The sequence below is a fragment of the Solwaraspora sp. WMMD1047 genome (genome assembly GCF_029626155.1).
In the GTDB taxonomy this organism is placed as follows: Bacteria; Actinomycetota; Actinomycetes; order Mycobacteriales; family Micromonosporaceae; genus WMMD1047.
The window spans coordinates 5,531,820-5,544,229 of record NZ_JARUBL010000001.1; the positions used below are offsets into that span (position 1 = coordinate 5,531,820).

General features: G+C 73.1%; 9 protein-coding genes. 5 read left to right on the top strand and 4 right to left on the bottom strand.

The features are described from left to right. Positions 1–13 precede the first annotated feature (13 nt). The gene (locus tag O7627_RS25205) at positions 14–1,186 is read left to right on the top strand and encodes a saccharopine dehydrogenase NADP-binding domain-containing protein (protein WP_278095955.1); all 1,173 of its coding nucleotides are present in this window, start codon (positions 14–16) and stop codon (positions 1,184–1,186) included. 124 nt (positions 1,187–1,310) lie between these two features. Here the strand turns inward: O7627_RS25205 and O7627_RS25210 are convergent, their stop codons facing one another. Continuing rightward, positions 1,311–2,078 (bottom strand): trypsin-like serine protease, encoded by a 768-nt coding sequence (locus O7627_RS25210; protein ID WP_278095956.1) that lies wholly within the window; start codon positions 2,076–2,078, stop codon positions 1,311–1,313. A 337-nt stretch (positions 2,079–2,415) separates the two neighbouring features. Here O7627_RS25210 and O7627_RS25215 point away from each other — a divergent pair, with 337 nt between their 5' ends. Then, positions 2,416–3,255: a hypothetical protein gene (locus O7627_RS25215; protein WP_278095957.1), complete on the top strand. Its 840-nt coding sequence runs from the start codon at positions 2,416–2,418 to the stop codon at positions 3,253–3,255. 63 nt (positions 3,256–3,318) lie between these two features. Continuing rightward, positions 3,319–4,578, top strand: coding sequence for a MerR family transcriptional regulator (locus tag O7627_RS25220; protein ID WP_278095958.1), 1,260 nt, complete (start codon positions 3,319–3,321; stop codon positions 4,576–4,578). A 53-nt stretch (positions 4,579–4,631) separates the two neighbouring features. On the opposite strand, the gene O7627_RS25225 is transcribed toward O7627_RS25220, so the two are convergent. From O7627_RS25225 to O7627_RS25235, 3 genes are read right to left on the bottom strand one after another with little or no spacing between them, the layout of a single operon-like run. Further along, on the bottom strand, positions 4,632–5,189 hold the full coding sequence (locus O7627_RS25225; protein WP_278095959.1) for a redoxin domain-containing protein: 558 nt from the start codon (positions 5,187–5,189) through the stop codon (positions 4,632–4,634). 16 nt (positions 5,190–5,205) lie between these two features. After that, positions 5,206–6,675, bottom strand: coding sequence for an NADH-quinone oxidoreductase subunit NuoF family protein (locus O7627_RS25230; protein ID WP_278095960.1), 1,470 nt, complete (start codon positions 6,673–6,675; stop codon positions 5,206–5,208). Beyond that, a complete protein-coding gene (locus O7627_RS25235) occupies positions 6,672–8,591 on the bottom strand; it encodes a hypothetical protein (RefSeq protein ID WP_278095961.1) in 1,920 nt (639 codons plus the stop codon). Before O7627_RS25235 ends, O7627_RS25230 begins: the two co-directional genes overlap by 4 nt. Before the next feature lie 712 nt (positions 8,592–9,303). Between O7627_RS25235 and O7627_RS25240 the strand changes: the two genes are divergently transcribed. Continuing rightward, positions 9,304–10,524 carry a histidinol-phosphate transaminase gene (locus tag O7627_RS25240; protein ID WP_278095962.1) on the top strand — a complete coding sequence of 407 codons (1,221 nt, stop codon included), beginning with the start codon at positions 9,304–9,306 and terminating at the stop codon, positions 10,522–10,524. Positions 10,525–10,636: 112 nt separating this feature from the next. Next, positions 10,637–12,370, top strand: coding sequence for a copper resistance protein CopC (locus O7627_RS25245; protein ID WP_278095963.1), 1,734 nt, complete (start codon positions 10,637–10,639; stop codon positions 12,368–12,370). The last annotated feature ends 40 nt before the right edge of the window (positions 12,371–12,410 follow it).

Sequence of the window (12,410 nt, forward strand, 5' to 3'; positions counted from 1 at the left end):
ACAGACTCGTGCGATGGCCGATGATCGCCCCTTTGACCTGGTTGTCTTCGGCGTCACCGGGTTCACCGGTGGCCTGACCGCCCGCTACCTGGCCGACCACGGCCCGGCCGGGCTGCGCTGGGCGCTGGCGGGCCGGAACGAGGAGAGACTCGCCGCCGTACGCCGGGAGTTGGCCGTGGTGAACCCGGCCTGCGCGGAGCTGCCGCTGCTGCGGGCCGACGCGACCGACCCGGCCGACGTCGCCGCCGTCGCCGCGTCGACCCGGGTGGTGATCAGCACGGTCGGTCCGTTCCTGCGGTTCGGGGAACCGCTGGTCGCGGCCTGCGCGGCGGCCGGCACCGACTACGTCGACATCACCGGCGAGCAGGAGTTCGTCGATCTGATGTACCTGCGCCACCACGAGCGGGCGGTGACCAGCGGGGCCCGGCTGGTGCACGCCTGCGGATTCGACTCGGTGCCCCACGACCTCGGGGTCTACTTCACGGTCGGGCAGTTGCCGCGGGACGTGCCGCTGACCGTGGACGGGTACGTCCGGGCGGCCGGCGGATTCTCCGGCGGCACCGTCCATTCGGCCGCGTCGGCCGTCGCCCGGCGGCGGGAGGCGGCCCGGGTCGCCCGGCAACGGCGGCTCGCCGAGCCGCGACCGGACGGCCGTCGGGTCCGCACCGTGCCGGGCCGGCCCGGCCGGGCACCCGGGCAGTCCGGCTGGGTGCTGCCGCTACCGACCATCGACCCCCAGGTGGTACGCCGGTCCGCCGCCGCGCTGCCGGTGTACGGGCCGGACTTTCGGTACCGGCACTTCGCCTCGCTGCGCCGGTTGCCGACGACGCTGGCGGCGGTGGGCGGGGTGGCGGCGATCGCCGGGCTGACCCGGATCCCACCGGCGCGATCCTGGCTGCTGGGCCGGGTGGCACCCGGTAGTGGGCCGGCCGCTGCCCGACGTGCCCGTAGCTGGTTCCGGGTCCGGTTCGTCGGCGAGGGCGGCGGACAGCGGGTGGTCACCGAGGTGTCCGGCGGCGATCCCGGCTACGACGAGACGGCGAAGATGGTGGCCGAGTCGGCCCTCTGCCTGGCTTTCGACGAGCTGCCCGGCACCGCCGGGCAGGTGACCACGGCGGTGGCGATGGGCGACGCGCTGACCGGACGGCTGATCCGGGCCGGCATCACCTTCCGGACGCTCTCCTGACGGCGCGGAGGTCACCCGGACGGCCCGGGAGGTCGTCCCGCCGATCCGGTCGACCGGTCCGGTGGCCCGCCCGACCGGTCGATCGGGCGGGCCACCGGAGGTGACGCAGGAGGAAAGTCGTTGGTCAGGCCGGCAGGCCGCCGACCTGAGTGTTGATCCAGGACCGGATCGACGGCAGGTCGCCGTAGATCGATGGCCCGGTGGCGCAGGTCGAGTTGTTGTTCCCGGCCCGGCTGGTGGCGCCGATCAACGCCCACCGGCCGGAGATCTGCCGGACCTGCGGTCCGCCCGAGTCGCCGTAGCAGGCGCCGGCGTTTCCGTTCGTGTTGTTCGTGCAGATCTCGTACGTGGCGTTGATGCCGAGGCAGCGGCTGTCGGCCACGATCGAGGTGTCCAGTTCGTGGGCGACCGTGGGCGCCGATCCGCAGCCCCGCGGCGCGCAGGTCTGGCCCCAGCCGATGATCCGGGTGGCGGTGCCGACCGCGCCGGAGCTGGTGGGAATGGGGGCCGGCGCGTAGCTGACCGAGCTCGCCAACTGGAACAGCTTGACGTCGATCGACGGGTGGTTGACCACCCGGCTGACCCGGACGACCACCCCACCGCTGGTGCGGTTGACGCTGCCCACCCGGACCGAGGACGGGTTCGGGCAGTGCTTGGCGGTGACCACCCAGTTCGCCTTGATCAGGGAGCCGGTGCAGCCGGAGACGTAGACCATGAACGAGTAGTTCTCGGTGGCCGGGCGACCGTTGACGACGAGGATGCCGACGTCGTCGGAAGCCCCGGCGGAGGCGGTGGTGGTGGTGGCGGTGGCGGTGGCGGTGCTGGCGGCGGTCTCGGCGGCGCCGGCGGTGGCCGGCCAGGACAGACCTGCCGCGACGAGGGCGGACACCATGGCGAGTCTGGCCAGCGCCGCGCGGCGACTGCTGGTCCCGCCCTCGGGTCTACGAGGGACACGGATCCGGAGCATGGGCGAACCTCCTGGGGTGACGGAGCGGGATGATTCCCAGCCAGCACACTATGCTCTCGATAGACCAATTTAAATGTAGACGACTATACCTGTCCGGCCCTATCACGAGGTGATGGATTACCGGTCACCGAGATGTACCGGAATGTATTTCGGGTGTGGCCGGTCGGCCGGGACATGTGCCATGCTTACGCATTCGGATGTAATCGCACAGCTACCATGAGCTATCTCAGTGCCTTCAGCTATGCGCTGGCGGAGGGTGCGCGTGTCTCAACTGTCCCCGTTCGATCCCGACCCGACCGAGCCGGCCCCGGCCGGTTCACCCGAGACCACCCGGCTCCGCCTTCTGATCACCGCCAAAACCGCACCACGCCCAAGCGACAGCGTCGACGAGACCATGTACGCGGCCGGCCTGAGCACCGATCCGCACCGACCGGGCTGGATCCGGCTCTACCCGGTCGACCCTCGCGACCTGGCCGAGGAGGGGCGACTGCAGGCGTACGACCTGGTTTCGGTCGACGCCCGGCGGGCCCGGCACGATCCACGCCGGGAGAGTTGGCGCCCGGCCATGCACACCCTGATCCGCGAGGTGCACCTCAAGCAGTGGCAGCGTCGGCGGGAATGGCTCGACCCGTACGTCGAGGTGTCGATGTGCAGGTTGGACCGCGACGCCCGGCAGCGTACCGGTGGGCGCTCCCTCGGGCTGGTCCGCCCGACCGACGTGGACGGGCTGCTGCTCACCCCGCACCCGGCGTGGACGCCGCCGGAGCGGCGCAGGTTGCTGGCCTATCTCGGCCGGGTCGACCCCGATCCCGACGACGACCACGGACTGCCGGAGGTCCCGCGGTTCAGCGGCGCCTACCGGTACCGGTGTCAGGACCGGTCCTGCGCCGGGCACCGGCAGCGCATCGACGACTGGGAGTTCGTCGCGCTGCAACGCCGGCTCGCCGGGCTCTCCGACGACCGGCTGCTGCGGGCGTTGCGGAGCATCTACCTGGACCGGATGTGCGGACCGGACCGGGACCTGGCCTTCTACGTCGGCCGGGGCAGCGGGCCGGAGCAGGAGTTCCAGGTGCTCGGCGGCTACTGGCCGCCCCGGCGTTGACCGGCGCCGGACGCGACGACCGGGTTGACCCTCGACCAGGTCGAGCCCGCAGCATGGGCGACCATGGACACCCAGGCGGCAGCGCGGGACGAGGTGACGGTGCGGGACGACGCGACGGTGCGGGACGACGCGACGGTGCGGGCGCTCAGCATCGGTGAGCTGGCCCGGGCCGGCGGACTCACCGTCAGTGCCCTGCGCTTCTATGACGGCGCCGGGCTGCTGGTCCCACACCGGGTCGATCCGCACACCGGCTACCGCTGGTACGCCCCGGACCAGGTGGCGCAGGCCCGGCTGCTGGCCAGCCTGCGCCGGGTGGGCATGCCGCTGGCCGAGATCGCGCTGGTGCTGCGCGGCTGGCCGGACCCGGCAGCGGTCCGGCCGCTGCTGGCGCAGCACCTGCGTCGGCTGGCCGGCGGTCTGGCCGACGCCCGTCGGGAGCTGGCCCGGGTACAGGCCCAACTCGACCACGCCGAGCAGCACCTCCCGGCCGGCCGGCCGGAACTCACCCTCGCCGGCGCCGACCTCGCCGGCGCCCTGGCCGCCGTCCGGTTCGCCGTCGGCACCGACCCCGACCTGCCCGTCCTCGGCGGCGTGCTGTTCGAGGCCGACACCGAGCAGGTGCGCCTGGTCGCCACCGACCGGTACCGGCTCGCGGTCGCCGCCGCGCCCATCCGCCACCGACCCGGCCCGCCACTGACCGAACCGCCACCGACCGGGCCGACCGCGAAAGATCCGGTGGCACCCGGCCCGTCGTCCGACCGGGCCGACGGGTCCGGGCCGGGGGTCGTCCGGCTGCTGGCCCCGGTGCGGTTCGTCGACGCGGCCCGCGCGCTGCTCACCGGCCCCGATCCCGGCCCCGGCGAGGTGACGCTCACCCTGACCGCCGGGCGGATCGGGCTGCGGGTCGGCCAGGACGAGGTGCACGGCCGGCCGTTGGAGCACGACTTCCCCGACTACCGGCGCCTGCTGGGTGCCCAGACCGGCGGCCCCGGAGCACGCCGGGCGACCGTCGACACCCCGGCCCTGCGGGCGGCGCTGCTGGCCGACCCCGGGCCGGTGCTCAGCCGGGAGCACGACGGCACGACCCGCCAGGTGGTCGCGCTGAGCATCAACGACCGCGGCGCGCTCACCGTGCTCGGCCGCGACGAGCTGGCGGCCGGCGGCGGCCCGGTCGGCGTCGACCGGGAGTTCCTGCTGGAGGCGCTGGACGCCGGTGGCGGCGGGCAACTCGTGCTGGAGCTGGACGGCCCGATCCGGCCGCTCGCGGTCCGGCTGCCCGGCGACGAGCGGGCCTTCTCCATCCTGATGCCGATCCGTCTCTGACCGGCCACCCCACCAGGTGGGCCGAGGGTCCCGCGGGCCTGCCGTACGGCGACTCAGCCGGCGGCGAAGGCCGCGACCTGCGACTCGAACTGCACGCTGTCCAGCCAGCCGCGGTGGGTCATCCGGCCGGCACCGTCGAGAAAGACGTAGGTGCTCTGCTCGGTCACCTCGAACCGGCGCCAGACCTCGCCGGTCTGGTCGTTCAGCTGGGTCACCCCGGCCAGTTCGAATTCGGCCACGAACTCGCGCATCGCCTTCTCGTCGCCGAGGCCGGCCACTCCGACGATGTTCACCTGCTCGGCGTGCGCCGCGAACATGTCCCGGATGGAGGCGGCCTGGCCGGCGCAGGTGGCGCACCAGGGCGCCCAGAACCAGAGCACGGTGGGGCGGCCGGCCAGGCTGGCCCCGTTGAACGCCTGCCCGTCGAGCGTCCGGCTGTCGAACTTCAGGAGGTCGGCGACCGGCACCGGCGCGGCGACCGATCCACCGGTCGATTCGGCCTGCACCACCACGGACTCGTCGCCGCCGGCCGGGTCCCGGCCGCCGGCGCAGGCGGCCGTCGCGAACAGGGCCGCGGCCAGCAGGATCACGGCCGCAGGTCGGCTCCGCATGGCACTGCCTCCTTCGTCAGTGACTGTCGCCGGAGAGCCGCAACGCGAGGGCCGGACACATCCGGACCGCCTTGCGCGCCCCGGCCTCCAGCCAGGTCGGCACCGGCGTGGGCGGGAAGGCGGGGAAGCCGTTGCCGTCCAACCGGATGAACTCGGGTACGACGTGCGCGCAGAGCCCGTGGCCGTCGCACCGGGACCAGTCGACGGAGAGCCGGTAGGAGTTGCTGCCGGCGCTCGGGGGCAGGCCCATCAGGCCCTTGACCTTGCGACCGCAGCCGTCCCGGGTGCTGTGCGCGGCGAGGTCCTCGGCGAAGACCTCCATCGCCGAGATCGCGAACCGGCCGCTGCCGTCGGGGTGGCTGCACGCGCCCCGACCCTTGACCACGTTCGCGGCGACCCGGACCACCTCCGAGGCGGCGCTGCCGGCCACCGTCAGGTCGACCGACCGGGCCAGGTCGGGCAGCCCCAGCCGGCACGGGCCGCACTGGCCGGCGGACTCCCCCGCCAGGTACTGCACCACCTGGGCCACCTCGCCCAGCGGGCAGGTGTCCTCGCTGAGCGGGATGACGATGCCGGCGCCGAGTACGCCGCCGACCGCCTCCAGCCCCTTGCGGGACACCTCCGCCTTGGCCGCCGCCTCCGCGGTGATCCACTTGCCGTGGTAGCCGCCCACCAGCACGCCCGGGCCGGGCGGCACCTCGCACAGGTCGAGGATCTCCTTCAGCGGGGTGCCGGCCGGGCACTCCACCACCGCCGGCCGACCGGCGGCGCCGGTCACCGTCAGCAGGACGGTGCCGGGTTCGTCGCTGGTGCCGACCGCCGCGTAGTCGTACGGGCCGAGCCGGGCGGCGATCGCCATCTGGGCGTAGGTCTCCGCATTCGACAGCATGGTCGGCAGTCCGGAGACACCCGAGTCGCTGGCCCGCTTCTTGACGCCCGGCGGGATGTGCGCCTCACCGTTGATGCCGCGGACCAGTGCGCCACCCTCGCCGGAGATGAACCGGTGCGGCACGGTGACGATGCCGGTCTGCACCGGCATCCGCCGCTCGCTCAGCGCGGCGGCCAGCGAGCCCTCACCGACGCCGTCGTCGGCGACCCCGATCACGATCTCCTCGGCGTCCAACGCGTACGCGGCCAGCGCCGCGCCGTCGAGGATCAGGTGCGGCGCCCGGGTGAGCAGCACCTTGTCCTTCCAACTCGCCGGCTCGCCCTCGGTGGCGTTGACCACCACGACGGCCGGCAGGTCCTGCTTGTCGGCCGACTCCAGAACGGCCCGCATCTTGCGGGCGAACGGGAATCCCGCGCCGCCCTTGCCCTTCAGCTCGATCCCGTCGGCCAGCTTGAGCAGCGAGGCCGCCGAGAGCGGGTTGATCGGGCCGTGCACCTCCTCGTGCGCCCGCAGGTCGAGGCGGCCGAACTGCTCGAATCCGGCCGTCAGCCGCGGCTCGTCGAAGCAGGCGACGGGCGGCATCGCGCTGAGACTCACTGCGCCTCGCCCCGCAGACTCCGCCAGTACGCCTCGTCGACCGCGTCGGCGGCTGCCTTCTTCTTCCGCGACCTGCTCGACGTGCCGCCCTCGGCGGCCGCCCGGCGGGCCCGCCGGGAGGCGAGGTCGACCAGGGTCGGGGTGTCGTCGTCGGGCAGCGGCTGGTCGTCCTCCTCGACGTAGCGGGCCGTCCGGCCGCGGCGCGGCTCGACCACCGGGGCGTCGTCCTCGTCGTCGGCATAGCGCGCCGACCGACTGCGGCGCGGCTGCACCACCGGGGCGTCATCCTCGTCATCGGCGTACCGGGGCGTGCGCCGCCGCGCCTCCACCACCGGCGTCTCGTCCTCCTCCTCGGCGTACCGCGCCGACCGACTCCGACGCGGCTGCACCACCGGGGCATCGTCCTCGTCATCGGCGTACCGGGGCGTGCGCCGCCGCGCCTCCACCACCGGCGCCTCGTCCTCCTCCTCGGCGTACCGCGCCGACCGACTCCGACGCGGCTGCACCACCGGGGCATCGTCCTCGTCATCGGCGTACCGCGTCGACCGGCTGCGGCGCGACTCGGTCACCGGCGCCGCCGGTTCGTCGTCGGCGTACCGGGGCGACCGGCCGCGGCGCGACCCGGTCACCGGCGCCTCGTCCTCCTCCTCGGTATACCGGGCGGACCGGCTGCGGCGCGACTCGACCGGGGCCGGCTCGGCGACCGGGCGGCGGCGCGGGATCTCCCGGGTCTCCTCCCGCAGGGCCGCCGGCGCCTGCTCCTCGACCCGCTGGTACTGGGGTCGGTTCGCCGCCGGGCGTTCCGGGCGGCCCTCGGGGGACCAGCGACGTGGGCTGTCCCACGGGTCCTCCGGCGCGCTGCGCTCGGCCGACCAGCGGCGCGGGCTGTCCCACGGATCCTCGGGCACCGACCGGGTCCCCGACCTGGGCAGCGGCACCTCGGGTACGGCGAACCGGTTCGGCCGCTGGCCGGGCGAGTCGCCCTTGCGGACGTCGCCGAAGCGGACCCACGAGTCGGTGAGCGGATCGGGTGGCGCCAGCGAGCTGGTGAAGCTCTCCTCCACGTCCCGCCCCAGCCGCGGCTGGCGGGCCACCCGTTCCCGGCTGCCGGCGATGCGCTTCGCCGCGCCGGCCAGCGTCGTCCAGGACTCGGAGCCGGTCTGCACCGGCTTGCCGACCGCCTTGATCGAACCGGTGGTCTGCGCCGCCTCCTTGCGCTTGCGGCCGATCGAGGCCGCCAGCCGGATCAGCAGCGCGATGACCACCAGCAGGATGCAGGCGATGTAGCTCAACGTCACCCAGGTGGCGGCGGAGCGGCCGGCCTTGAGCCCGTGCAGCAGTCCGAACGGCCAGGAGGCGTACGCGGTGCTGTGCAGTGCCCGCCACACCCACGGCTTGCCGACCCCGACGAACCGGGCCCGGATGATGCCGGTCCAGAGGGTGGCGACCATGAGGTAGGCGGCCACCGAGCCCAACCCGACCCAGAACCCCTGGATGCCCCGGCCGGAGATGAAGGGGAGCAGCACTTCGAGCGGGTTGAGCCGGCCGGACGCGACCTTCGTCAGGATGTGCAGGACGAGGCTGCCGACGGCGACCATACCGAGCGCGCGGTGCGAGGACTGCAGCACCACCCGCTGTTTGATCATCAACACCGACCGGTCGGTGGCCACCAGGCCGAGCATCACCGTCAGGGTCAGCGACACCAGGGTCACCGGACCGAGATAGAACTCCAGGTACACGAACATGTACACGTACGCGATCCGGCCGGCCGGGGTGAGCATCGCCACCGCCCAGACCGCGGCGAGCGCGGATCCGATGAGCAGGGCGAGAGCCGACTTGGAACGGACCGAGCCGGACCGGCTGCTGGTGGTCCGCGGGATCTCGGGCGGTCGCTGGATCTGCCTGGTCCGGGCCATACGCTCCTCGATCTTCCCCATCTGTGCCGCGCGTCCCGCCCGGCCGGTTGCCCCCGGCCCGGTGCGGTCAGCCCTCCCTGCTCGTTCCATTCGGTTCGGCAGGAACCGTTTCGGGAAGGTTCACCACCGGGTCGGGTGCACCCGGTGGTCCTGTCCCTCCCCAGGTACGTAGGAACGGGCCGAGCGGTTGAGTCTAGACGCGATTTCATTTCACCACTGCCGACCGCAGTCGGCCAGACCCCCGCACGGCCCGTCTTAAGCGTGGCTTTGTGCTGCGGATACTGCACGCCGCTACCCGATGATCACCAAGAGCCAGCGGCTGACCGAAGGCGCCCAGCCGGCCCGCCACCCGCCTCCCGACGGCCGAAACCCGGTGGCCGGCAACCGCCGCGACGCCGGTCGGACGTCCGCGCCGGCGGTCCGGCGCGACGACCGGCAACAAGAAACGATAAGAAAAACTTAAGCCGCCTTTGCCGCTATCCTGACCCTCGCCGCCGGCAGCTGCGGGAAATGGTCCGGCAATTTCCCGGTACGCCGGCCGGCCCGACCGGTCCACTCGGGCGATTGCGCAGCTCAGGACCGGGTTACGCGCAGTTTTCAATCGTCATTGAACCGTTCGGTGCCGGTAATCCGTACCCCTGCACGCGAGTGGCGCCTCCGGTGCCGCTCGGGCCGACCACCCCGGCCGACCAGCCACCAGACTGGAGGGCACGTGCGACACGGACACAGCAGCATCGATCCGACCCTGATGCGGCAGGGCGCACACAGCGCGTCGTACTTCGCGCTGGAGCGCAGCATGGGAGAGGGCGCCGAGATCGTCGACTTCTGTATCCCGTGCAACCCCTACTTCCCCACCCCGGCGATGTTCGGCGCCCTCTCGGAGAACCTGGAGTCGATCCTCAAGTACTACCCGAGCGACTCGGGCACCATCACCAACCAGCTCGCCAGCGTGCTCAACCTGCACCCGCAGACCGTCGCGATGGCCAACGGCTCGACCGAGCTGATCACCTGGATCGACCACCTGTTGATCAAGGAGAGCGTGGCGATCCCGATCCCCACCTTCGGCCGGTGGACCGACCAGCCACTGGAGACCGGCAAGCGGGTGGACATGCACCTGCTCCAGGAGTCCGAGAACTTCGTCCTCGACCTGGACGGGTATCTCAACTTCATCCGGTCCCGTGGCTCGCGGGTGGCGGTGATCTGCAACCCGAACAATCCGGACGGCAACTACCTGCCCCGCCGGGACGTGCTGCGGTTCGTCGACGCCCTGCACGACCTGGACCTGGTGATCGTCGACGAGTCGTTCATCGACTTCGTCGACCACGAGCGGCACCCCACCGTCGGGCCGGACGCGGCGATCCGGCCGAACATGGTGGTGCTCAAGAGCCTCGGCAAGAACTTCGGTCTGCACGGCATCCGGTTCGGCTACCTGATCGCCAACCCGGCCCTGGCCGGGAAGATCGGCAAGGCGCTGCCGAAGTGGAACCTGAACTCGCTCGCCGAGGCCGTGGTCTTCATGATCAAGGAGTACGAGGCCGACTACCGGGACAGCCTGCGCCGGCTCTCCCGGGACCGGGCCCAGATGACCGACGACCTGATGGACGTGCCGGGGCTGACCATCTATCCGTCCCAGGGCAACTTCATCCTGGTCAAGCTGCCGCTCGGCTGGGACGGGGTCGGCCTGAAGGAATACCTGATGAGCCGGTACGGCGTCTACATCCGGGAGTGCGGCAACAAGCTCGGCATGACCAGCCAGTTCGTCCGGCTGGTGGTCCGTCCCCAGCACGACGTCCGCCGGCTGGTCGACGGCATGCTCAGCTACGGCCGCCGGCTGCACGGCGAGCCGGAGGCCCCGTCGGCCGATCTGATCATGCATCCGGCCACCGCCCGCAGCGCCGGCTACGCCGGCCCCGACCTGGCGGCCGTACGGTGATGCCGGGCGGCCGAACCGCGAGCCGACCGCCGCGCCGAGCGATCCCGGAACCGCGCCGGACGACCCCGGACCCGCCGCCCACCCGGCTCGGTGGTTCACCCACAATCGCCTGATGCCGCCCGCCGCCCCCCGGACCCGCGCCGCCGCGCTGGTGCTGCTCGCCGTGCTCGCCGGCGGACTGCTCGGGGTGGGCTGGCCGGCGACGCCGGCCGGCGCGCACGCCGCCGTGGTGGCGACCACCCCGGAGAAGAACGCGGTCCTCGGCCAGAACCCGACCGAGGTGACGATCACCTTCAGCGAGCCGGTCCGGCCGGTGACCGGCCGGGTCCAGGTGCTCGCCCCGGACGGCAAGCGGATCAACGACGGCGAGCCCTCGGTGCGCGGCACGGTGCTGCGGATCCCGATCCGCGAGGCCGACAAGCCGCTCGGCACCTTCCTGGTCAGCTACCGGGTGATCTCCGCGGACAGCCACCCGATCGGCGGCGCCTACACGTTCGCGGTGGGCGCCCCGTCCGCGTCCGCGCCCGAGCTGCCCGCCCACGAGGTGCACCCCAGCGTGCAGGTCGCCACCCCGGTCGCCAAGTACCTCGGCTACGCCGGGCTGACGTTGATCACCGGGCCGGCGCTGTTCCTGGCCCTGCTCTGGCCACGACGGCTGTCCCGGACCGCCGGGGTGCGCCTGGTCCGGGTCGGCCTCGCCCTGGTGGCCGCCGGCACCCTGGCGGCGATCTGGCTGCAGGCGCCGTTCACCAGCGCCGCCCCGGCGTACGACGCCTCGCCGCTGGAGCTGTGGCAGGTGCTCGACAGCCAACTCGGCCTGGTGCTGCTGGCCCGGCTCGGGCTGCTCGGGCTGGCCGCGGCCCTGCTCCGACCGGTGCTGACCGGCGGGGTCGGGCAGGCCGGCCGGGTCAGGCAGGCCGGGCAGGCCGGCCGGGTCGGGCGGGTCGGGCGGGTCGGGCGGGTCGGGCGGCGGCGGGCCGCACTGCTCGGGCTGACCGGGCTGGCCGGCGCCGCGACCTGGCCGCTGGCCGGGCACCCGGTCGCCTCGGTGCTGCCGGTGGTGAGCGTGCTGGCCGACACCGTGCACATCGCGGCGATGGCCGTCTGGCTCGGCGGCCTGGTGACGCTGCTGACCATCCTGCTCCCCCGGGCCGCGCCCCGGACCCTGGGCGTGATCATGCCGGTCTGGTCCCGGTGGGCCACCGTGGCGGTGATCTGGCTGGTCGGCGGCGGCCTGGTGCAGGCCCTGCTGGAGGTCGGCCCGCTCGACGCCCTGCTCGACTCGGCGTACCCGCGGTTGGTGCTCGGCAAGATCGCGCTGCTCGCGGTGGCGCTGTCGGCCGCCGCGTACGCACGCCGCGTCGTCGCGGCCCGCACCGGCGCCGGGCCGGCCCGGCGGCGGCTGCGCGCCCTGGTCGGGGTCGAGGTGACCGCCACCGCCGTGGTGCTCGGGCTGACCGCGGTGCTGGCGCAGACCACGCCCGGCCGGCAGGCCGGCATCGAGGCCGCCGAGGCGCGCATCGACGACTTCGCCCAGACCCTGGAGAGCCCGCTCTACACGCTGTCGTTCAGCATCTACCCGGTGCAGCTCGGCGAGAGCAACACCGTGCACGCCTTCGCCTACACCGCCAAGGGTCAGCCGATCACCGTGCAGGAGTGGACGGTGACCACCCTGCTGCCGGCCCGGAACGTGGAGCCGGTCTCCACCCTGATGCTCGGGGTGGACGACAACCAGGCCATCGGCGCGTTGAACTTCCCGATCCCCGGCGACTGGGAGGTCCGCTTCACGCTGCGGATCTCGGAGATCGACCAGGCGACGGTGACCACCACGGTGCCGGTGAGTTGACCGGGTGCTGGTGCGTCGACCCGGTGCCGGTGCGTTGACC